The following is a 21683-nucleotide window of genomic DNA, read 5'->3' on the forward strand; positions in this document are numbered from 1 at the left end:
TGCGAACGCTCATACTATGTAAAGAAACCGAATTGTAGGAAGGTGGACGACTATGTTAACTCCACAACAAATAAATCAATTTAAATCTATTTTAGAAAAACAACAGCAAGAAGTTGAACAAACGATACAAACTCATGAAAATGAAAACCGTGCATCTGAACGTGATTCAGTAGGAGAATTGTCTAGCTATGACAACCATCCAGGTGATATGGCTACAGAATTGTACGAACGTGAGAAAGATTTCGGACTCATCGAATTTTGGCATAAACAGTTAGAAGATACGAAACATGCTCTGCAAAAAATTGAAGCTGGTACGTACGGAATTTGCGAAGTGTCTGGTGAGGAAATTCCATTTGAAAGATTAGAAGCAATGCCAACTGCTACAACGTGTATTCAGCACACTACAAATAAATTAGATATGAACACGCGCCCAGTTGAAGAAGAGGTGCTAGCTCCTTCGTTTCACAAGCACGACGAAGATCATTCTGTTGAATACGATGCTGAAGACGCTTGGCAAGACGTCGCAAATTACGGAACATCAGAAACACCCTCCGATTTAGAAAGACAGGATTCAAAAAACTATAACGGTATGTATGTAAATAGTGAAGAAAATGTTGGTTATGTAGAGGATTTCGAAAACTTTATCGGAACAGATATGTATGGAAAAAACCCACAAGTTTTCGCTACAGAGGAACATGAAGAATATGAACAATTGCTTGATGATTTTGAAGAACGCACCTTTAAAGGTGAATTATCTTCAGATGAGTCTAGTTCTAAAGCATAAAAAAAGCATTCCGAAGTTCGGAATGCTTTTTTTCGCTAGCTAATTAGTTTTTTGTAACGTTAGCTGCTTGTGGTCCGCGGTTTCCATCAACGATTTCGAAAGAAACTTCTTGACCTTCTTCTAAAGTTTTGAAGCCGTCGCCTTGAATAGCTGAGAAATGTACGAATACGTCTTCTCCGCCTTCAACTTCGATGAAGCCAAAACCTTTTTCGCCGTTAAACCATTTAACTTTACCTGTTTGCATGTCATGTACCTCCTAAATAAAAATGAAACTATGAATCCACATGAAAAGGTGGATATAAAGGACATGAATGTATAACAAGCTTACAGCCTTTAATACAACGTGCTTTATTTCCGTACCACATTATGTAGCTCAATAGTGTTTTCACTATATCACGCTGAATCCAAAACGTCAAATGAGAATACTTTCATCCTATCATTTTTTATAATCCTAGTATAATCTTAAATTTCCATTCTATTTTTGTTCAAAAATTAACAAAACTACAGTATTTTAATTCCGTTGATTTCTGTACAATATAATTACTACATATGATGAGGTGAAAAAATGCAAGCACATGAAATCGAGTATAAATTATATGGCGATGATATGCAGTTTGTTGAAATTGAATTAGATCCAGAAGAAAGCGTTATCGCTGAGGCTGGCGCAATGATGATGATGGAAGATCATATCGAAATGGAAACGATTTTCGGTGATGGTTCTGGACCATCTAGTGGTCTATTCGGTAAATTAATGGGCGCAGGTAAACGTCTCGTTACAGGTGAAAGTATGTTTATGACTGTATTTACAAATACAGGTCATGGCAAACGACACGTATCATTCGCCGCTCCTTATCCTGGAAAAATTATTCCTGTTGATTTAACAGAATATCAAGGAAAAGTAGTCTGCCAAAAAGATGCATTTCTTTGTGCCGCAAAAGGTGTTTCTATCGGAATTGAGTTTACTAAAAAAATAGGAACTGGTTTCTTCGGCGGTGAAGGTTTCATCATGCAGAAACTTGAAGGTGATGGTCTAGCTTTCATGCATGCAGGCGGAACTGTATATAAGCGTGAATTGAAACCTGGCGAGAAACTTCGCATTGATACAGGTTGTCTCGTTGCAATGACAAAAGATGTTAACTACGATGTTCAATTCGTTGGAAAAGTAAAAACAGCTCTATTTGGCGGCGAAGGTTTATTCTTCGCTACGCTAGAAGGTCCTGGAACGGTTTGGATTCAGTCCTTAACACTTAGCCGCTTAGCAGCACGTCTTACAAGCCCAGCAGCTCAAAATAGCGGTGAAGGCAGCGTTTTAGGCGGACTTGGTCGCCTTTTAGATGGGAAAGAATAAAACACTAGAAAAAGATAGTCCCCTCCTTCATAGGGAACTATCTTTTTCTTTTGGACTGTATAAACCATTTTGAATCATATAGTATTCCATCGCTTTATTAAGCCATGTCTCTTCTTCCTATAATAAGATAATAAAATTGTTTAAAAAACAAATAAAAGTGTTATAAAGTATAGAAATAGTACTTGACGGATTTGTATTATATACTTATATAAATAAGAAATACATTTAAATGTGGGGCTGATTAAGTGTTTAAATATAACGTATGTTTCTTAAAAAGTAAGGATAAAGTCTTGATGTTGAATCGTGAAAAGGCACCGATTATGGGCGTGTGGAACGGTGTTGGTGGCAAAAATGAAATAGGTGAAACTGCTGATGAGGGTGCAATTCGTGAAGTGTTTGAGGAAACAGGATTCAATGTAAATCAGTACTATTCAAAGGGGATCATTACATGGAATACTAGTGATCATAAAAAAGATGGATTATATGTGTATTTATTTGAAGTAGATACAATATTAGAGAGTGAATCTATAAAAAAAACTAGAGAAGGTATTCTCGATTGGAAGCAAATCGATTGGATACTGAATCCCTCTAATTTAGGGATTGCTGAAATGGTAAAAGAATATTTACCTGTTCTATTAGAAAAAGCGGGCGATTACTCATTTGAATATAAAAATGATATATTAATACTTGTAAAATAAAAGTTTTTACATACAGATTTCATAATTAAACACCTTTATTATCCATTTTAAATGAGGAATTTAATAAAGAAACTTAAAGAGTCTTGCTACATGTGAATTGTAATAAGGCTCTTATTTTGCTATTTAAAATTAAACACTTATATTCTCTCTATACACTTCCTCATTACAAGTATATCGCACCATCTTATTATAATGTTTTCATAAAACCCTTCTACATCCTCTACTTTTTCACTTAAAGAATACACCGCCTCTTCTCCGCGACATACTTAAGAGTTACCTTCATATGCTGACCGACAAAGTTTTGAACTTCTGGATCATCAACTGGTTTTCCAAATAGCCTTTTTTCAAAAAGAATGAATCAAGTCCCTCACTGCATATATTGAACTATACCTTTTCTTAAGGAGGGCTTTCTTGATGCGTACTCCTTTATCCTTCGATAAAGATACTGCCATACTGTTAGCATCTTGCTGCGATCTAACGTATGAACAATATAAACAAAATGGGATTTTTGAAATACCTGATGGATTCCAATATGTACAAGGCTTTCAAGGAAAAGCGATTCAAACGATGGAATGGTTTGGGTTCATATTAGAATCTGAGGATACGATCATTGTAGCTTTCAGGGGCACACAAACAGATACAGATTGGATTATCGATTCACTCGTCAACCAAAGGCCATACCCATACGCTTTAAATAGCGGCAATGTCCATAACGGCTTTCTTTCAATTTATGAATCTTGCCGGGATCCTATTATGGATATGCTCGTGTCATTACCAGCCCATAAGAAACTTCTTGCAACAGGCCATAGCTTAGGAGGTGCACTCGCTACACTACACATACTAGATGCACGTATAAATACTGCCTTCGCACAGTACGGTCTTTATACATTTGCCTCTCCAAAAGTTGGAGATATCGCCTTTCGAAATTATTATAAACTGCAAGTAGCTAGTAGCTTTCGTTTCGTCAACTTATTCGATGTCGTTCCACTTCTCCCTCCCCGAAACATAAATTTTAATGATCGTGATTGGGAATATGCACACGTTCATCACAACATGACATTTACGAAAAATACAAAATCCATTACGAATAATCATTCCATTACAACATACAAAACATGTCTGACCTCTCATTTTTAACCAGTAAACAATTGGAAATTTAATATTTGTATACTATAATAATCTATGAAATTACTTTCGGATGAGGGGACCTTACATGCTAAAATTTATCTTTGCACTTTTTCTTATAATAATTTTTTCGTTTACAGGTTTCTTTACATTTTCATACTTTGCGACAGGGGAATATGGCGGAACAGGTATAATATATACGTTCATGCCTTACCTTTCTTAAGCAAAATAAGTAAAACGAGCTTAATCTCATTAAGCTCGTTTTATTTTTCTAAGCAAGCGTATCCCTGTTTTAAAGGTGAATAAATAAAAGCCCCTTCAAAAGGGGCTTTCATCTAAAAAAGTTTAACAGTATTACCAATACCCCAAATTTCATTACTGTACTGCAAAATTGTTCGATCACTCGCAAAATGCCCCGATTGTGCAATGTTCAAAATCGACATTTCCAGCCATTTCTGCCTATTTTCGTATGCCCTTCCGACAGCTTCTTGTCTTTCAGCATATGGGCTAAAATCTCGAAGAACGAAGTATTCATCATTTTGAATAACGAGAGAATCATAAATCGCTTCAAATTCAGCTCCCGACTGTGCAAAGAAACCATTCGTTAACTGATCTACTACTTTTTTAATATGCATATTGTGGTGATAATAGTCACTTGCACGAAATCCACCATTTTGGTAGTAATGAAGAACCTCATCCGCTGTTAAGCCGAAAATGAAGCAGGCATCATCACCGACTCGGTCTTTTATTTCAATATTAGCTCCATCTAACGTTCCGAGTGTAATTGCACCATTCATCATGAATTTCATGTTACCTGTTCCCGATGCTTCTTTACTCGCAGTTGAAATTTGTTCACTTACATCTGCCGCCGGGAATATATCTTCCGCTAAAGAAACTCGGTAGTTTTCTAGAAAGATAACTTTCATAAATTGACTTACGTACGGATCGGTATTTACTTTTCTTGCAAGCTCATTTATTAATTTAATAATTTTCTTCGCATAATAATAGCCAGGTGATGCTTTCGCTCCAAAAATAAAAGTACGCGGGTAAAAGGAAAAACTAGTATCCTCTTTTAAACGGTTATACAAGTATAAAATATGAAGAACATTTAATAACTGTCGTTTATAGGCATGTAACCTTTTCACTTGCACATCAAAAATAGAATTTGGATCAATAGTGATCCCCATTTTATTATGAATGCGCTCCGCTAAAATAATCTTACGCTCTTGTTTTACCCCTGCAAGCTTTTCTTGAAAACTAGTATCATGTATGAAGTTTTGCAGTGCTTGCAGCTTAATTGGCTCTTTCTTCCACTCTTCCCCAATCGCTTCCGAAATAAGATTCGTCAGCTGCGGATTCGCCTTCATTAGCCAGCGCCTATGAGCAATTCCATTCGTTTTATTATTAAACTTATCTGGATAAAATTCATAGAACAATCGCATTTCACGCTGCTTTAAAATTTCTGTATGAATTTTCGCCACACCGTTAACGCTATGGCTACCAACAATCGCTAAATGAGCCATTTTCACAAGGTCATGCGCAATGATGGCCATGTCCTCAATACGCTTCCAATCGTACGAATAACGGTCCCAAAGCTCATGACAGAAACGTTCATTAATTTCTTCAATAATCATATAAATTCTCGGTAATAACGGTTTGAAAATGTGAATTGGCCATTTCTCAAGCGCTTCTGATAACGTCGTATGATTCGTATAGGAAATCGTCTGCGTTGTTATATGCCAAGCTTCTTCCCATGTCAATTTTTCTTCGTCTAATAAAATACGCATAAGTTCTGGAATTGCTAGAACCGGATGTGTATCGTTTATATGAATTGCGATTTTTTCATGTAACTGACGAAGATTACCGTGTCTCTCCCTATGCATACGAACGATATTTTGCAAACTTGATGATACGAGGAAATACTGTTGTTTCAAACGAAGTATTTTCCCCTCATCATGCGTATCATCTGGATATAAAAATTCCGATACGGCCTCTGTTTCACGCTTATATTTCAAAATATCCTTACAATTTTGCGGGAAAGGAACTGGCTCCGCATTCCAAAGCCGAAGCGTATTTACAGTACTTGTTTCATACCCTATAACTGGAACGTCATATGGTACTGCCATAATAACTTCTGCATTTGTATGCCTGAACTCTAAACGTCCATCAATTTCTAGTGGTTCAACGTTTCCAAAATAACTTACTTCTACGGCTTGGTCATACCTTCTTACTTCCCAAACGTTTTCATGAAGAAGCCACTGTTCTGGAAATTCTACTTGATAGCCGTCAACAATTTTTTGATCAAACAGGCCATGCTTATAACGAATACCACAGCCATGTCCTGGTAAGTTTAAAGAAGCGAGTGAATCGAGGAAACAGGCTGCTAAACGTCCAAGGCCACCATTACCAAGACCAGCATCTGCTTCAATCTCTTCTAACTCTTGCAAAGAAATTCCAAGTTCAGAAAGCCCCTTTTCACATACATCTCGAATGCCTAAATTTAATATGTTACTGCCTAGCAAACGCCCAAGTAAAAACTCAATGGACAAATAATACATTTGTTTTTGATCTCCAGAACGATAACTTTCATTCGTTGCAATCCATTGACTATTCATATACTCACGTACCATATGACCAAGCGTATTATACTGATCACGAGTTGTAGAATCTTTGAAACTTTTCCCATACATCATTTCTAATTTTTCTAGAAAAGCGGATTTAAAGCTTTCAACATGAGTAAACATTTTTTCACCACCTCAATGTTATTCCATGAGACTTTTATACAATTTCTTGTATGCAAGAGCAGATTTCCCCCAGCTATAATCTTCAGTCATCGCTTGCTTTACAAGCTTATCCCATACCGGTTTATCTTGATAAAACTCAATTGCACGAAGAATTGTATGTAACATGTCATGCGCATTAAAATTCGTAAAGCTAAAGCCATTCCCAATTCCAGTTTCCTCATCGTAAGAATGTACAGTATCATTTAATCCGCCTGTTTCTCTTACAATTGGAATCGTGCCATATGCTAGCGCAATAAGTTGTCCAAGTCCACACGGTTCAAACAGCGATGGCATTAAAAACAAATCGCTTCCCGCGTACACTTGGTGCGCTAACGCTTCATTAAATCCAATATATACTTTTACCTTTTCTGGATATTCGTATGCCATCCATTCAAAGAACTGCTCGTATTCAGAATCGCCTGATCCCAAAATAATACATTGTACATCTTCTTCCATTATTTCACGGAATACAGTACGTACTAGATCAAGCCCCTTTTGCTTCGTTAATCGTGTTACCATCGAAATAACTGGTGTATCTTCTTTTTCTGGTAAACCAAAATAACGCTGCAATGCGCGTTTATTTTCACTCTTTTCCTCTAATGACTCTGCACTATACTGAGCCGTAATATATGGATCTGTTTCTGGATTATATACACTCGTATCAATTCCATTTACAATGCCACTAAGCTTATCGTTATGCTTTCGTAGCAATCCATCTAACTTCTCACCGAAAAACTCATATTGAATCTCTTCTTTATATGTCGGGCTAACCGCTGTAATTTGGTCAGATGCGATAATACCGCCTTTCATAAAGTTCACGTTTCCATAAAACTCAAGCTGTTCACTATGAAAATATTCATGACCAAGCTCCAGTAAGTCGTACATCACTTCAGGAGGAAATACACCTTGGAACTGCAAGTTATGAATCGTATATACCGTTTTAATATGCTCATATAACGGGTTATCTTGATACTTTTCACGAAGTAAGAAATTAACCATAGCTGTATGCCAATCATGGCTATGAAGAACATCTACTTCGAAATCAAGATGCGGAATACACTCTAAAACTGCTTTTGAAAAATAAGAAAAACGCTCCCCATCATCATAATGGCCATAGAGAGAATCTCTCTTAAAATAATATTCATTATCTATTAAGTAATACGTAATCCCATCCTGCTCACCTTTTAAAATCCCGCAATATTGGTTTCTCCATCCAAGAGGAACGTTAATTACTTTATGAAGCGTACATCCTTCTCTTAACTCTTTCGGGATAAGACTGTAGTTTGGAAGTATAATGCGAACATTCACTCCTAATTTTTTTAATTCTTTTGGAAGCGCTCCTGCTACATCAGCTAGACCTCCGGATTTAATAAACGGTACACATTCTGATACTGCAAATAAAATATTCACCTGTTGTTCCACTGCACGAAAAGCGTATACATCATAAATCGCTCTTCTTACAGCTTCCTCCCTTCAAGTTTTCATATAGAGTAAAACCTTAATTAGTGGGGGTTTTCTAAATCCCCCACTAATTATGCACCTGCTATTTACGAATAACTGTTGATTGTACTATTTTGTACACTACCTTTTTCTACAACATATGGCTCATCAGCACTTCCTTTTAACACTACGCCGTCGCCAAGTTTCACATCTTTATCAATAATAACACCATCTATTATGCAATTATCTCCAATTTTGCTCTTTTGCATAATAATACTATTACGAACAATTGAACCTTTTCCAATTTTAACAGAACGGGAGATAACACTATTTTCCACTTCACCTTCAATAATACTACCGTTTGCAATCATCGTATTTTTCACTGCTGCACCCTTCATATAACGAGTTGGCGGCTCATCTTTTACTTTCGTAAAGATTGGTGCTTCTTTCTTAAATAATTGCTTCCAAATAGTAGGCTGCAAAATTTCTAGACTATGCTTATAGTAACTTTCAATCGAATCAATGATAGCTACATATCCTGTATGCTCATACGTAGCAATATGCAGTGATTTCCCGCTCTTTTCTCTCACTACATCAAATAAACTGTATTGCTCCACATCTTTATATGTCTCAAATAAGTCTAGCAATAATTGTTTCTTTAACACATATGTTTGAAGCGAAACCCCTTCATGACAAACTTCAGTAATATCTGCAGACGTATGTATATGTCGCTCTAACACCGCTTGAAAGTTTAACGCTGTTACAAGATGGCTATTCGTAATAACAACATATTCTTCTCTGCTTCTTAGAAAATAATCAATATGTCTTCTAAAATGTGCAAAAGATCCAAATTCGTCATGATCACATTGGCAGTTCGGTGGGAATAAAAACAGTCCATCACGCTTTCTATCTAAATCCCACTGTTTTCCTGAACCGACATGATCCATTAAAGAACGATTTTTATGACTTGTAAAAACCGCCACGCTATGAATATTAGAATTCACCATATTTGAAAGCATGAAATCAATGAGGCGGTAACGGCCTCCAAACGGTAATGCCGCTAATGAACGATGCCCTGTTACTTTCTTTAAGGAAGGAAAACTTCCCGTTGCATTAATAATTCCTAACATTTTTTCTCCCATTCATTTCATCCCCCTTTTCTATTTTCCTTCAGCAATTAGTACTACATCATCAACATTTTTTTCTGGACGAATTATTGTCCCATCTTCAATAACCATTTCCGATCCAACGATCGCTCTTTCAATCACAACGTTTTTACCAATCTTTGCCCCCGGCATAACGACAGAATCGATTACCATACTACCTTCTTCCACCGTCACTCCTTGGAATAAAACAGAATGCTTCACGTCCCCTTCAATGACGCATCCTTCATTAATAAGTGACTCTTCTACTTTTGCCTGTTCTGCAATATATTGAGGTGGCTCGTTTGGATTTACAGAATAAATGCGCCAATTACGATCGTTTAAATTCAACGATGTTTCATCGCGAAGTAAATCCATATTCGCTTCCCATAAGCTTTTCACCGTTCCAACATCTTTCCAATATCCTTCAAACGGATACGCCATCAACTTCTTCCCTTCATCTAATAAAAGCGGAAGTACGTCTTTTCCGAAGTCATTACTAGATTCAGGATTTCTTGCATCCATCTCTAAATATTCTTTTAAAATAGACCAGTTAAAAATATAAATTCCCATTGATGCAAGATTACTTCTTGGAAATTGCGGTTTCTCCTCAAATTCAACAACTTCCATCTCTTCATTCGTATTCATGATGCCAAAGCGACTTGCTTCATCCCACGGCACTTCAATAACAGAAATTGAAACATCTGCTTCTTTCTCAATATGGTAATCTAGCATTTTACTGTAATCCATTTTATAAATATGATCGCCTGATAAAATAAGGACATATTCTGGTTCGTACTGACTTAAATAGTTTAGGTTTTGATAAATAGCACTTGCCGTACCTGTATACCACTTCACACCTGAAGACTCCGCATAAGGAGGTAACACAGTGACTCCACCATTTACACGATCAAGATCCCAAGCGTTTCCGATTCCAATATAATTATGAAGTTCTAACGGTTGATATTGTGTTAAAATCCCCACCGTTTCAATACCGGAGTTTGCACAGTTACTTAACGTAAAATCAATAATGCGATATTTACCACCAAATGGAACAGCTGGCTTGGCTAAATTTTTTGTTAATGCACTTAAACGACTACCTTTTCCCCCTGCTAGTAACATTGCTACGCACTTTTGTTTTTGAGCCATCTTGTTTTTTGCTCCCCTTTCTCGTCTTCACTGGTCGTAATATGGATACGCCAAATGGTGGAATTGTAATTTCTACATGTGCCGCTTGATTATGATATGGCTCTAGAATCGTCTTGAGACGTTTCTTATTAACTTGCCCCGACCCGCCATATTGCACCGCGTCACTGTTTAAAATTTCGTTATAATACTCGAAATCTGGTACACCTACTTTATAGTTTTCATATGTAGCTTTCGTAAAATTACATACGACAACTAACGCATCTTCCTCCTTATCCCCTTGGCGGATAAACGAGAAAATACTTTGCTCATTATTATTAGCATCAATCCACTGAAATCCTTCAGGCGAGTGATCTAACTGCCAAAGTGGTTTTGAGCGCTTATACAATGCTATGAGCTCTTTAAAGTAATCATGCATGTAACGATGCATTTCAAAATCATGTAAATTCCAATCTAAATCTTCAAGGTCTTTCCACTCATCAAATTGCCCGAATTCTCCACCCATAAAGAGTAATTTCTTACCTGGATGAGTAAAGAAATATCCATATAATAAACGAAGTTGGGCGAACTTATCCCAGTAATCTCCCGGCATTTTATTTAATAACGATTTTTTCCCATGAACGACTTCATCATGAGAAAGCGGCAATATAAAGTTTTCAGAGTGAGCATATATTAAAGAGAATGTCATTTTCTCATGAATGTATTTCCGGTACTCTGGCGCACATTCCATATATTTCAGCACGTCATTCATCCAACCCATATTCCATTTATAATTAAATCCAAGTCCACCCTCGTATGTTGGAGCTGTTACAAGTGGCCAAGCTGTTGAATCTTCTGCTGTCATAAGAAACTCTTCATCTTCTGCAAACACAGCTTCATTTAACTCCCGTAAGAAAGAAACAGCGTGTTCATTGCTTTGCTCTTTTCCTTCTTTATTCCAGTACAGCATATTCGCAACTGCATCTACTCTGAAACCATCAATATGGAAATATCTCATCCAAAATAACGCATTTGAAATTAAGAAATTACGTACTTCTCTCTTCCCTAAATCAAAATTAACAGTTCCCCATACCAGGTTTTCTTGTACGTCTCTATCTTTATATTCATAAGTCGGTGTCCCATCAAACAAATATAAACCGTGAGCATCTTTACAAAAATGCCCCGGCACCCAATCTAAAATGACACCGATTCCATATTTATGACATTCATCGACAAAATACATCAAATCATGTGGCGTGCCGAATCTACTTGTCGCTGCATAATATCCCGTTCCTTGATATCCCCAAGAACGATCATATGGATGCTCAACAAGCGGCATAATTTCAATATGTGTAAATTGATGTTCCACCACATACGGAATGAGCGCCTCAGCCATTTCTCTGTAAGAATACAGAGCACCATCTTCTTTCTTTTTCCAAGAACCGAAATGTAATTCATAAACTGTCATCGCTTCTTTATAAATCGATTTTTTCTTTCTCTTACGAATCCAGTTTTTATCATTCCATTCATATCCCTCTATATCAAAAACTACAGATGCCGTATTTGGTCTTACTTCTGCATATACTGCGTAAGGATCTGCTTTTAAAATAACGTCACCGTTCATCGTTTCAATCGCATACTTATATATCTCATTCTCTTCAATATGCGGTGCAAACAAGGACCAAATCCCCTCTTCTGTCACTTTTAGCATCTTATGTTGCTTATAATCCCATTCATTAAAATCCCCAACAACACTCATTGCTTTCGCATGAGGAGCCCATACTGTGAATCGTACACCTCGCATCCCATCTTCCGTCACAATATGTGCCCCAAAGATGTTATAACTGTCATAGTACTTTTCTGTATGAAACTCATCTCGTTTCACTTCTTCACAATTTATTACATCCAATATGTTCACCTCACTAAGATGACAGAAATTTTTTACTCTTTATCATTTCTGCAAAAAACTGAAATATCCTTGTTGTTTTTTAAAAAATATTCGTTTTTTTCTTAAATTTCACTTAAAATGTTTATATTTATCGTGTAAAATATCGAATTTTGACGAATATTCATTGCGAACGCTTCATTTCACCTTACTATTTTCACCTTTCATTGTTGCTCAATATTACTTTATTGATTTCTCCCTGTTTTTCACACTATTTTTCACGTGAAATTCAAACGAAATAATCTGTCATAAAAAATGTTTCTCAACATTTTTTGTCACGAAATTTATTGAAATGTAAAATTCATAAGCATATACTCATTCTTAATAACGAACAACGAACTTTCGCAACTATAATTCATACTGAAATGCTATGTTTACTTATTTCATGCTCGTTGCGAATGTTTGCTGTAAAAATCAAACTAGGGGGCTTTCTTCTGTCATTGAAACAAAAAGTAGGAATGGGAGTTGTCACTGCATCACTAGGTTTATCACTTACATTTGGCGGTGTATTCGCCTATTTCAGCGACTCCGAAACATCGGGTAATTCATTTCAAGACGTCTAACACCGAAAAAATAACATATAAAAGCACTCTATTCAAAAATAGAGTGCTTTTTCTATAAACGACCCTTATCCAGCAAAAGGGGTATATTGGGGATATACAAGGGAAACCGGAAAAGGAATTTATATTAATTTATATTAATTCAGAGGTAGGCAGCAGTTTCCCGCCTCTGAATTATTTAGCAATTATTATAGTACTGGTGCCATTGTTTCTTTTAATACTTTTACAGAATGAGCGAATTTCGCTTTTTCTTCTTCGTTTAATTCAAGTTCTACGATTTCACGTACACCTTCGCGGTTAATAACAGCTGGAACACCTACGTAAGCATCTTTCTCACCATATTGACCTTCAAGGTATGCAGATACAGTTAATACACTGTTCTCGTTGCTTAAGATCGCTTTAGTTACACGAAGTAGTGACATACCGATTCCGTAGTAAGTTGCGCCTTTACGCTCGATAATGTGGTAAGCTGCATCGCGTACATTTTCAAAGATTTTATCTAAATCTTCTTGGTTATACTGTTCGTTGTTCGCTAAGATTGTTTCTAGTTTTTGTACACCTACAGTAGCGTGGCTCCATACTGGAAGTTCAGTGTCACCGTGCTCACCAACGATGTAAGCATGAACGTTACGTGGATCTACATCTAAGTAGTCACCTAACATGTAACGGAAACGAGCAGAGTCTAAAGTTGTACCAGAACCAATTACGCGCTCTTTTGGAAGACCAGATTCTTTCCAAGTTACGTAAGTTAAAATATCAACTGGGTTTGTTGCGATTAAGAAGATTCCATCGAATCCGCTATCCATAATACCGCGAACGATTTGTTTAAAGATCTTTGTATTTTTCTCAACTAAGTCTAAACGAGTTTCGCCTGGCTTTTGTGGTAATCCAGCAGTGATAACAACTAAATCTGCATCTTTACAATCTGCATAGCCACCGCTCCAAACTTTTGTTGGTGCTGGAGAGAATGGTACCGCATGGCTTAAGTCCATTGCTTCCCCTTCTGCTTTTGCTTCATTAACATCTACAAGTACGAATTCTTCAGCTACACCTTGGTTGATCATTGAGTAAGCATAACTACAACCTACAGCTCCTGTTCCTACTAAAACTACGCGATTGATACCTTTTTTCATGTTAATTTCCCCTTTCAATTGTTTACATCTATTTTTTATTATTGTTTAAGTAAGTAATTAAAATACTAATTTAATGTTGTTTAACTTCTTTACATACATATTGTAGCACGGATTATTGTGAATTACTTCACAAATTATGACCTATTTGTGAACTTTTTCACATAGAGTGTAAAGTTATTAGAGTGCGGGTGAAATCCATCTCAATGGAGGCGTTTTCTTTAGATTGTGAAAGGGTTTTTCTTAGGTTTTTTGTCGGTAAGTGAAATTATATCAACGATTTTTAGAATATATCTACCGTAACTCAAAATATATCAACGATTCGACAAGGAATATCGACTTACCGACGAAACCCTATAATAATAACAGCATAAAGAAGCTGCCTTCAGTAGATCACCTATTGAAAGACAGCTTCTGGATTAAAGCGTTGATTCAGTCCTTCTGAGCTCATAAGTACACCTGTAGAAACTTCTAACTGACTGCACAATTGTATAAATGATGTGCTAGCAATTTCTTGACTGAGCCATACGCAAAGGGCAATGAGTTCGTTTGCTTGATACTTTTGCTAGATCGCTGTATAAAACCAACTTGTTTGGCGATCTCTTGTAGGACTACTGGAGCTCTTGTGCGAAAAGGTCCAGTTCATTTGAAATGATAGACTTCATCAAAAACGCCATCCTTTCTGTATAATTCTACAAAAAGAATAGCGTTTTTTTGATTACATGGATACAAATTTATCTTAGCTTGATAGTGATGTTTTTTCCATACACATCAAGTTAACACAACGTCACTTATTAACAGTCAATAGACATGGAAACCTAGCAAAGCCCTTCAATTATTGTAGTAAAACAGTCATTTTTAAATCTTCAGAACCTCCATTTTTTAAAGTATCATTTTGACCACTAAGATACGTAGGTTTAATTGTTAAGGATTTTGGAGGATTATCCATTGGTGGAAGAGCTAAAACAATATGGTGTCCGTATAGTCCCGTGCTACCAACTTGCAAGCTGACTCCTTCGTAGATTTTTCCTTTATCATCAGTGACAGTATAATCAAGTGCTGGCCAACTATCATTAGCTTCCATTTCTTTTGGATAATCAAAGGTCAAATCAATCCTCGTTGAAAGTGAAGAAAAAGTTACTTGATCTACTGTTAATGCATACAGATTATCTTTCGTTAATGTTTTTATATTAGGAGTAAATTTACGAATCTCACCTTCAACTTTTGTAAGAGGAAATGCTACATTCCATGTTCCTGCTTTTCCAAATAAATCTTCTCCATGGACGGAAACATCAATTTTATCACCAAATTCACCGTAATTAGCCAGAGTGAATTCATGCTGCTCAATAATGGTGTTTCGTCCTTTTGACTTCTGTGAAGTAGAACTAATTGCAGCTCTGACTTCTTTCCCATTAATCGTTACATAACTAAATCCAGCTTTCTCTTCATTGCTATTGGGAATAGTATTTTCTCCTTTGTATTCCACCGTGATCACTAAACGTCCGCCATCGTAAACAGCTTCTTTCACATTCATCGTTAAACCACTATGGTTATCTTGTCTTTCAATTGATGTAGCAAGCTCATCCTTTTCAATTTTATCAGAAGCAATATCATTAAATTGTGCATAAATGGGGCCTATAACTGGAACACTCGATAAAGTCTTTGCCATAGCAGGAGAAATGAATCCAAAACCTAAGAGAGAAACACATATTCCACAAGCAACAAGACTAGAATACTTGATTGTTTTTTTTCTACGGTATTGATTTTTCTTAGCTTGAAGCATGGCTGTTTTTTCTCTTTGAATTAACCGGTCTTCTGGTATAGGAATATCATTGATATGGTGATTAAATTCTTCTTTATTCATAACTATATCCCTCCTTTAAAATGGGGCGTAAGGCTTGCTTTGCTCGATGTAATTGAGATTTTACCGTTCCTTCTGGAGAGTTAAGAACCTCAGCAATTTCCTTAATAGATAAATCGTGATAATACCTTAATAAAATAATAGTTTTGTAAGTAGGATCTAAGAAATTAAATGCCTCGGTTAAATCCAATGATTGTTCTAATTTATTCATGCTCTCTTCTGTACACAAATTAGCAAATATTTCATCATTCGCAACAAATTGTCTAGAGGATTTTCTTACAAAATCAATGGATTTAAAAACAAGAATTTTGGTAATCCAACTTTGAAATTTCTCCGGCTTTTTTAATTTTCTCAGTGAAAGATATGCTTCATAAATTGTTTCTTGGTATATATCCAGTGCATCTTGTTCATTTCTTACATAAGAATAGGCTGTTCGATATAATTTCGGGCGAACAAAAGTAATAAGTTGTTCAAATGCTTGATCATTTCCTCTTGTTGCTTGTTTTACTAGATAGGCTATGTCCATTTTTATTTCTTCCTCCCTTTACTAATATAGTCGAATGAGAGAATAAAAAGGTTGCAAAAATAAGTGCATATACATAAATCTCCTACAACTTATTGCAATGATTAATATCCAGCATTAAAGAAAAGACACCAGAAATCCAGATAGAAATAAGAGCCAAATATATAGCTTGTTCATACCAAATTTAAAGTAAAAAAGATCTCCCAAAACGGAAAAACGAGCTGAATTCTCATAAATAACTGTAAAAAAGGTAAAATTCTCGTTATGGGGGTGTCTTAAAATCTTAGCTTGATGGGCATGTGATGTTAGCTCTATTTTAAGCAAATATCTATAAATACTTTTTGATGTTTCTATAATAAGCTTTTCATACTTCATCGCTCTCTCTTTTCTATTAGTTAGACGATTCAAATAGAAAAAAGTATACAAGAAATCCATAAAAAAAAGCAGACTATTCAAAGTCCACTTTTATACAACAAAAAAGAGATAGCAGATTATGCTATCTCTTTTAGTATGACCCGTACGGGATTCGAACCCGTGTTACCGCCGTGAAAGGGCGGTGTCTTAACCACTTGACCAACGGGCCAAAATATGGCAGAGAAGAAGGGATTCGAACCCTCGCACCGCGTTCGCGATCTACTCCCTTAGCAGGGGAGCCCCTTGAGCCACTTGGGTACTTCTCTATAGTATGGCTCCGCAGGTAGGACTCGAACCTACGACCGATCGGTTAACAGCCGATAGCTCTACCACTGAGCTACTGCGGAATAATTATGGTGGGCCTAAATGGACTCGAACCATCGACCTCACGCTTATCAGGCGTGCGCTCTAACCAGCTGAGCTATAGGCCCATAAAAAGCGGGTGAAGAGAATCGAACTCTCGACCAGAGCTTGGAAGGCTCTTGTTTTACCACTAAACTACACCCGCATTAAATTAAAAATGGTGAGCCATGAAGGATTCGAACCTTCGACCCTCTGATTAAAAGTCAGATGCTCTACCAACTGAGCTAATGGCTCATTTTGAAAGTGGTGCCGGCTAGAGGACTTGAACCCCCAACCTACTGATTACAAGTCAGTTGCTCTACCAATTGAGCTAAGCCGGCTTGCGATTTCAAAATGGTGGCTCGGGACGGAATCGAACCGCCGACACGAGGATTTTCAGTCCTCTGCTCTACCGACTGAGCTACCGAGCCTTTATGTAAAAAAAATGGCGGTCCCGACCGGGGTCGAACCGGCGATCTCCTGCGTGACAGGCAGGCATGTTAACCACTACACCACGGGACCATTTGGTTGCGGGGACAGGATTTGAACCTGCGACCTTCGGGTTATGAGCCCGACGAGCTACCGTACTGCTCCACCCCGCGATGATATAATATTTAATTTAGAAAAAATGGAGGAGGTAGAGGGATTCGAACCCCCGCGCGACTCTCGCCGCCTGTCGGTTTTCAAGACCGATCCCTTCAGCCGAACTTGGGTATACCTCCGAGATATGAACTTTGAGTGGTGGACCTTGTAGGACTCGAACCTACGACCGGACGGTTATGAGCCGTCTGCTCTAACCAGCTGAGCTAAAGGTCCTTATGGTAGCGGCGGAGGGGATCGAACCCCCGACCTCACGGGTATGAACCGTACGCTCTAGCCAGCTGAGCTACACCGCCATAAGTTATATTCAAATAAGTGGAGCCTAGCGGGATCGAACCGCTGACCTCCTGCGTGCAAGGCAGGCGCTCTCCCAGCTGAGCTAAGGCCCCATATTTTGAAAAATCGGGAAGACAGGATTTGAACCTGCGACCCCCTGGTCCCAAACCAGGTGCTCTACCAAGCTGAGCCACTTCCCGTTAATAAAAAAACGCGCCCGAGAGGAGTCGAACCCCTAACCTCTTGATCCGTAGTCAAACGCTCTATCCAATTGAGCTACGGGCGCATATGGTGCCGAGGGCGGGGGTCGAACCCGCACGGTGGTCACCCACCGCAGGATTTTAAGTCCTGTGCGTCTGCCTGTTCCGCCACCCCGGCATGTCATATTGAAAATTGGAGCGGAAGACGGGATTCGAACCCGCGACCCCAACCTTGGCAAGGTTGTATTCTACCACTGAACTACTTCCGCAAGACATGTATGAGTTATTATATTAAAAGTGCGGGTGAAGGGAGTCGAACCCCCACGCCAAAGGCGCCAGATCCTAAGTCTGGTGCGTCTGCCAATTCCGCCACACCCGCATATTATAATTTCAAAAGAAAAAATGGGGCGACTGATGGGAATTGAACCCACGAGTGCCGGAGCCACAATCCGGTGCGTTAACCACTTCGCCACAACCGCCATGATTTTCTGGTGCCGACTAGAGGACTTGAACCCCCAACCTACTGATTACAAGTCAGTTGCTCTACCAATTGAGCTAAGTCGGCTAGAATGGTGGAGGATGACGGGATCGAACCGCCGACCCCCTGCTTGTAAGGCAGGTGCTCTCCCAGCTGAGCTAATCCTCCGAAATGCCTGGCAACGTCCTACTCTCACAGGGACAAGGTCCCAACTACCATCGGCGCTAGAGAGCTTAACTTCCGTGTTCGGTATGGGAACGGGTGTGACCTCTCTGCCATCATTACCAGACTGTATTCATTTAAGACAAGAATCATCATAACTCATTCGACATTTAAAGTCAACAAGTTTTTTATATTCTTTCAAAACTAGATAACATTAGCTTCATATTATATGGTTAAGTCCTCGATCTATTAGTATTCGTCAGCTCCACATGTCACCATGCTTCCACCTCGAACCTATCAACCTGATCATCTTTCAGGGATCTTACTAGCTTACGCTATGGGAAATCTCATCTTGAGGGGGGCTTCATGCTTAGATGCTTTCAGCACTTATCCCTTCCGCACATAGCTACCCAGCTATGCCCTTGGCAGAACAACTGGTACACCAGCGGTGCGTCCATCCCGGTCCTCTCGTACTAAGGACAGCTCCTCTCAAATTTCCTGCGCCCACGACGGATAGGGACCGAACTGTCTCACGACGTTCTGAACCCAGCTCGCGTACCGCTTTAATGGGCGAACAGCCCAACCCTTGGGACCGACTACAGCCCCAGGATGCGATGAGCCGACATCGAGGTGCCAAACCTCCCCGTCGATGTGGACTCTTGGGGGAGATAAGCCTGTTATCCCCGGGGTAGCTTTTATCCGTTGAGCGATGGCCCTTCCATGCGGAACCACCGGATCACTAAGCCCGACTTTCGTCCCTGCTCGACTTGTAGGTCTCGCAGTCAAGCTCCCTTATGCCTTTGCACTCTACGAATGATTTCCAACCATTCTGAGGGAACCTTTGGGCGCCTCCGTTACACTTTAGGAGGCGACCGCCCCAGTCAAACTGCCCACCTGACACTGTCTCCCGGGTCGATAAGACCCGTAGGTTAGAATTTCAATACAGTCAGGGCGGTATCCCACCAGCGCCTCCACCGAAGCTAGCGCTCCGGTTTCAATGGCTCCCGCCTATCCTGTACAAACTGTACCAAAATTCAATATCAGGCTACAGTAAAGCTCCACGGGGTCTTTCCGTCCTGTCGCGGGTAACCTGCATCTTCACAGGTACTATAATTTCACCGAGTCTCTGGTTGAGACAGTGCCCAAATCGTTACACCTTTCGTGCGGGTCGGAACTTACCCGACAAGGAATTTCGCTACCTTAGGACCGTTATAGTTACGGCCGCCGTTTACTGGGGCTTCAGTTCAGAGCTTCGCTTACGCTAACCCCTCTCCTTAACCTTCCAGCACCGGGCAGGTGTCAGCCCCTATACTTCGCCTTACGGCTTCGCAGAGACCTGTGTTTTTGCTAAACAGTCGCTTGGGCCTATTCACTGCGGCTTTCCGTTAAGAAAGCACCCCTTCTCCCGAAGTTACGGGGTCATTTTGCCGAGTTCCTTAACCAGAGTTCTCTCGCACACCTTAGGATTCTCTCCTCGCCTACCTGTGTCGGTTTGCGGTACAGGCACCTTTTATCTCGCTAGAAGCTTTTCTTGGCAGCGGGGAATCAAAGACTTCGCTCCATAAGGAGCTTCCCCATCACAGCTCAGCCTTCACGATAAGCGGATTTGCCTACTTATCAGCCTAACTGCTTGGACGTGCACAACCAATCGCACGCTTCTTCTATCCTTCTGCGTCCCTCCATTGCTCAAACGATAAAGAGGTGGTACAGGAATATCAACCTGTTGTCCATCGCCTACGCCTGTCGGCCTCGGCTTAGGTCCTGACTAACCCTGAGCGGACGAGCCTTCCTCAGGAAACCTTAGGCATTCGGTGGACGGGATTCTCACCCGTCTTTCGCTACTCATACCGGCATTCTCACTTCTAAGCGCTCCACCAGTCCTTCCGGTCTGACTTCACTGCACTTAGAACGCTCCCCTACCACTGATACCATTGGTATCAATTCGCAGCTTCGGTGGTGTATTTAGCCCCGGTACATTTTCGGCGCAGAGTCACTCGACTAGTGAGCTATTACGCACTCTTTAAATGGTGGCTGCTTCTGAGCCAACATCCTAGTTGTCTAAGCAACTCCACATCCTTTTCCACTTAATACACACTTTGGGACCTTAGCTGGCGATCTGGGCTGTTTCCCTCTTGACTACGGATCTTATCACTCGCAGTCTGACTCCTAAGGATAAGTCATTGGCATTCGGAGTTTGACTGAATTCGGTAATCCGATGAGGACCCCTAGTTCAATCAGTGCTCTACCTCCAAGACTCTTACACTTAAGGCTAGCCCTAAAGCTATTTCGGGGAGAACCAGCTATCTCCAGGTTCGATTGGAATTTCTCCGCTACCCACACCTCATCCCCGCACTTTTCAACGTGCGTGGGTTCGGGCCTCCATTCAGTGTTACCTGAACTTCACCCTGGACATGGGTAGATCACCTGGTTTCGGGTCTACGACCACGTACTAAACGCCCTATTCAGACTCGCTTTCGCTGCGGCTCCGCCTCTTCAGCTTAACCTTGCACGGGATCGTAACTCGCCGGTTCATTCTACAAAAGGCACGCCATCACCCATTAACGGGCTCTGACTATTTGTAGGCACACGGTTTCAGGATCTCTTTCACTCCCCTTCCGGGGTGCTTTTCACCTTTCCCTCACGGTACTGGTTCACTATCGATCACTAGGGAGTATTTAGCCTTGGGAGATGGTCCTCCCAGATTCCGACGGAATTTCACGTGTTCCGCCGTACTCAGGATACATTCA

The 21683-nt window shown here is 39.5% G+C and carries 13 protein-coding genes, 22 tRNA genes, 2 rRNA genes and 3 pseudogenes (1 of these 40 cut by a window edge); 5 read left to right on the forward strand and 35 right to left on the reverse strand.

Annotated elements, in window-relative coordinates:
* Window positions 1-52 precede the first annotated feature (52 nt).
* Window positions 53-784, forward strand: coding sequence for a yteA family sporulation protein (locus NSQ47_RS17740; RefSeq protein WP_002112546.1), 732 nt, complete (start codon window positions 53-55; stop codon window positions 782-784).
* 43 nt (window positions 785-827) lie between these two features.
* Here the strand turns inward: NSQ47_RS17740 and cspD are convergent, their stop codons facing one another.
* The gene (gene cspD / locus NSQ47_RS17745; RefSeq protein ID WP_001193051.1) at window positions 828-1028 is read right to left on the reverse strand and encodes a cold-shock protein CspD; all 201 of its coding nucleotides are present in this window, start codon (window positions 1026-1028) and stop codon (window positions 828-830) included.
* Window positions 1029-1349: 321 nt separating this feature from the next.
* On the opposite strand from cspD, the gene NSQ47_RS17750 reads away from it, so the two are divergent.
* A complete protein-coding gene (locus NSQ47_RS17750) occupies window positions 1350-2132 on the forward strand; it encodes a TIGR00266 family protein (protein WP_002160055.1) in 783 nt (260 codons plus the stop codon).
* 27 nt (window positions 2133-2159) lie between these two features.
* Here NSQ47_RS17750 and NSQ47_RS17755 read toward each other — a convergent pair.
* A pseudogene (locus tag NSQ47_RS17755) lies at window positions 2160-2249 on the reverse strand (MerR family transcriptional regulator); the annotation flags it as partial.
* A 128-nt stretch (window positions 2250-2377) separates the two neighbouring features.
* Here NSQ47_RS17755 and NSQ47_RS17760 point away from each other — a divergent pair.
* Both NSQ47_RS17760 and NSQ47_RS17765 read left to right on the forward strand, forming a co-directional pair.
* The gene (locus NSQ47_RS17760) at window positions 2378-2830 is read left to right on the forward strand and encodes an NUDIX hydrolase (RefSeq protein WP_033714891.1); all 453 of its coding nucleotides are present in this window, start codon (window positions 2378-2380) and stop codon (window positions 2828-2830) included.
* A gap of 414 nt (window positions 2831-3244) precedes the next feature.
* The gene (locus NSQ47_RS17765; protein WP_002112553.1) at window positions 3245-3967 is read left to right on the forward strand and encodes a lipase family protein; all 723 of its coding nucleotides are present in this window, start codon (window positions 3245-3247) and stop codon (window positions 3965-3967) included.
* A gap of 323 nt (window positions 3968-4290) precedes the next feature.
* Here the strand turns inward: NSQ47_RS17765 and glgP are convergent, their stop codons facing one another.
* The 5 genes from glgP to glgB form a co-directional block, all read right to left on the reverse strand.
* On the reverse strand, window positions 4291-6699 hold the full coding sequence (gene glgP / locus NSQ47_RS17770; RefSeq protein ID WP_341037568.1) for a glycogen phosphorylase: 2409 nt from the start codon (window positions 6697-6699) through the stop codon (window positions 4291-4293).
* Between the two features lie 18 nt (window positions 6700-6717).
* On the reverse strand, window positions 6718-8148 hold the full coding sequence (glgA, locus tag NSQ47_RS17775; protein ID WP_002112556.1) for a glycogen synthase GlgA: 1431 nt from the start codon (window positions 8146-8148) through the stop codon (window positions 6718-6720).
* A 137-nt stretch (window positions 8149-8285) separates the two neighbouring features.
* On the reverse strand, window positions 8286-9320 hold the full coding sequence (glgD, locus tag NSQ47_RS17780; RefSeq protein ID WP_256416249.1) for a glucose-1-phosphate adenylyltransferase subunit GlgD: 1035 nt from the start codon (window positions 9318-9320) through the stop codon (window positions 8286-8288).
* Between the two features lie 18 nt (window positions 9321-9338).
* Window positions 9339-10469: a glucose-1-phosphate adenylyltransferase gene (gene glgC, locus NSQ47_RS17785; RefSeq protein ID WP_078173885.1), complete on the reverse strand. Its 1131-nt coding sequence runs from the start codon at window positions 10467-10469 to the stop codon at window positions 9339-9341.
* Window positions 10417-12354, reverse strand: a complete 1938-nt coding sequence (gene glgB / locus NSQ47_RS17790; protein WP_341037570.1) for a 1,4-alpha-glucan branching protein GlgB — start codon at window positions 12352-12354, stop codon at window positions 10417-10419. The genes glgC and glgB overlap by 53 nt, the downstream gene beginning before the upstream one ends.
* Before the next feature lie 470 nt (window positions 12355-12824).
* Here glgB and NSQ47_RS17795 point away from each other — a divergent pair.
* A pseudogene (locus NSQ47_RS17795) lies at window positions 12825-12944 on the forward strand (TasA family protein); the annotation flags it as partial.
* 194 nt (window positions 12945-13138) lie between these two features.
* Here the strand turns inward: NSQ47_RS17795 and NSQ47_RS17800 are convergent.
* The 28 genes and pseudogenes from NSQ47_RS17800 to NSQ47_RS17935 form a co-directional block, all read right to left on the reverse strand.
* Window positions 13139-14083: an L-lactate dehydrogenase gene (locus NSQ47_RS17800; RefSeq protein WP_341037571.1), complete on the reverse strand. Its 945-nt coding sequence runs from the start codon at window positions 14081-14083 to the stop codon at window positions 13139-13141.
* 403 nt (window positions 14084-14486) lie between these two features.
* Window positions 14487-14745, reverse strand: a pseudogene (locus NSQ47_RS17805) (IS4 family transposase); the annotation flags it as partial.
* Between the two features lie 170 nt (window positions 14746-14915).
* The gene (locus tag NSQ47_RS17810) at window positions 14916-15944 is read right to left on the reverse strand and encodes a DUF4179 domain-containing protein (protein WP_341037572.1); all 1029 of its coding nucleotides are present in this window, start codon (window positions 15942-15944) and stop codon (window positions 14916-14918) included.
* Window positions 15937-16467, reverse strand: a complete 531-nt coding sequence (locus tag NSQ47_RS17815; RefSeq protein ID WP_012261907.1) for a sigma-70 family RNA polymerase sigma factor — start codon at window positions 16465-16467, stop codon at window positions 15937-15939. Before NSQ47_RS17815 ends, NSQ47_RS17810 begins: the two co-directional genes overlap by 8 nt.
* Before the next feature lie 508 nt (window positions 16468-16975).
* Window positions 16976-17047: transfer RNA gene (locus NSQ47_RS17820), tRNA-Glu, on the reverse strand.
* 6 nt (window positions 17048-17053) lie between these two features.
* Window positions 17054-17144: transfer RNA gene (locus NSQ47_RS17825), tRNA-Ser, on the reverse strand.
* Between the two features lie 6 nt (window positions 17145-17150).
* Window positions 17151-17225: transfer RNA gene (locus NSQ47_RS17830), tRNA-Asn, on the reverse strand.
* A 7-nt stretch (window positions 17226-17232) separates the two neighbouring features.
* Window positions 17233-17309, reverse strand: a tRNA-Ile gene (locus NSQ47_RS17835).
* 6 nt (window positions 17310-17315) lie between these two features.
* Window positions 17316-17386, reverse strand: a tRNA-Gly gene (locus tag NSQ47_RS17840).
* Window positions 17387-17399: 13 nt separating this feature from the next.
* Window positions 17400-17475 (reverse strand) — tRNA-Lys (locus NSQ47_RS17845).
* Window positions 17476-17485: 10 nt separating this feature from the next.
* Window positions 17486-17561: transfer RNA gene (locus tag NSQ47_RS17850), tRNA-Thr, on the reverse strand.
* Window positions 17562-17575: 14 nt separating this feature from the next.
* A tRNA-Phe gene (locus tag NSQ47_RS17855) sits at window positions 17576-17651 on the reverse strand.
* A 15-nt stretch (window positions 17652-17666) separates the two neighbouring features.
* A tRNA-Asp gene (locus NSQ47_RS17860) sits at window positions 17667-17742 on the reverse strand.
* A 3-nt stretch (window positions 17743-17745) separates the two neighbouring features.
* Window positions 17746-17822: transfer RNA gene (locus NSQ47_RS17865), tRNA-Met, on the reverse strand.
* 27 nt (window positions 17823-17849) lie between these two features.
* Window positions 17850-17942 (reverse strand) — tRNA-Ser (locus NSQ47_RS17870).
* Window positions 17943-17959: 17 nt separating this feature from the next.
* A tRNA-Ile gene (locus tag NSQ47_RS17875) sits at window positions 17960-18036 on the reverse strand.
* Between the two features lie 3 nt (window positions 18037-18039).
* A tRNA-Met gene (locus NSQ47_RS17880) sits at window positions 18040-18116 on the reverse strand.
* A gap of 20 nt (window positions 18117-18136) precedes the next feature.
* Window positions 18137-18209 (reverse strand) — tRNA-Ala (locus NSQ47_RS17885).
* Window positions 18210-18222: 13 nt separating this feature from the next.
* A tRNA-Pro gene (locus NSQ47_RS17890) sits at window positions 18223-18296 on the reverse strand.
* 12 nt (window positions 18297-18308) lie between these two features.
* Window positions 18309-18382: transfer RNA gene (locus NSQ47_RS17895), tRNA-Arg, on the reverse strand.
* Window positions 18383-18385: 3 nt separating this feature from the next.
* Window positions 18386-18474: transfer RNA gene (locus NSQ47_RS17900), tRNA-Leu, on the reverse strand.
* A 16-nt stretch (window positions 18475-18490) separates the two neighbouring features.
* Window positions 18491-18565, reverse strand: a tRNA-Gly gene (locus NSQ47_RS17905).
* Between the two features lie 29 nt (window positions 18566-18594).
* Window positions 18595-18675: transfer RNA gene (locus NSQ47_RS17910), tRNA-Leu, on the reverse strand.
* Window positions 18676-18699: 24 nt separating this feature from the next.
* Window positions 18700-18775, reverse strand: a tRNA-His gene (locus tag NSQ47_RS17915).
* A gap of 10 nt (window positions 18776-18785) precedes the next feature.
* Window positions 18786-18861: transfer RNA gene (locus NSQ47_RS17920), tRNA-Thr, on the reverse strand.
* Window positions 18862-18866: 5 nt separating this feature from the next.
* A tRNA-Val gene (locus NSQ47_RS17925) sits at window positions 18867-18942 on the reverse strand.
* A 5-nt stretch (window positions 18943-18947) separates the two neighbouring features.
* Window positions 18948-19063 (reverse strand): 5S ribosomal RNA (rrf, locus tag NSQ47_RS17930).
* Between the two features lie 102 nt (window positions 19064-19165).
* A 23S ribosomal RNA gene (locus NSQ47_RS17935) occupies window positions 19166-21683 on the reverse strand; it runs 404 nt beyond the window's last position.

This window comes from Bacillus sp. FSL R10-2780 (genome assembly GCF_038006125.1).
GTDB classification, from domain to species: domain Bacteria; phylum Bacillota; class Bacilli; order Bacillales; family Bacillaceae_G; genus Bacillus_A; species Bacillus_A cereus_U.

Bases quoted from the DNA above. Each gene is read 5' to 3' on its own strand.
- NSQ47_RS17800 (WP_341037571.1), bottom strand. From the start codon at position 14,083: ATGAAAAAAGGTATCAATCGCGTAGTTTTAGTAGGAACAGGAGCTGTA.
- NSQ47_RS17740 (WP_002112546.1), top strand. From the start codon at position 53: ATGTTAACTCCACAACAAATAAATCAATTTAAATCTATTTTAGAAAAA.
- glgD (WP_256416249.1), bottom strand. From the start codon at position 9,320: ATGGGAGAAAAAATGTTAGGAATTATTAATGCAACGGGAAGTTTTCCT.
- NSQ47_RS17815 (WP_012261907.1), bottom strand. From the start codon at position 16,467: ATGGACATAGCCTATCTAGTAAAACAAGCAACAAGAGGAAATGATCAA.
- NSQ47_RS17765 (WP_002112553.1), top strand. From the start codon at position 3,245: ATGCGTACTCCTTTATCCTTCGATAAAGATACTGCCATACTGTTAGCA.
- glgC (WP_078173885.1), bottom strand. From the start codon at position 10,469: ATGGCTCAAAAACAAAAGTGCGTAGCAATGTTACTAGCAGGGGGAAAA.
- NSQ47_RS17810 (WP_341037572.1), bottom strand. From the start codon at position 15,944: ATGAATAAAGAAGAATTTAATCACCATATCAATGATATTCCTATACCA.
- glgP (WP_341037568.1), bottom strand. From the start codon at position 6,699: ATGTTTACTCATGTTGAAAGCTTTAAATCCGCTTTTCTAGAAAAATTA.
- NSQ47_RS17750 (WP_002160055.1), top strand. From the start codon at position 1,350: ATGCAAGCACATGAAATCGAGTATAAATTATATGGCGATGATATGCAG.
- cspD (WP_001193051.1), bottom strand. From the start codon at position 1,028: ATGCAAACAGGTAAAGTTAAATGGTTTAACGGCGAAAAAGGTTTTGGC.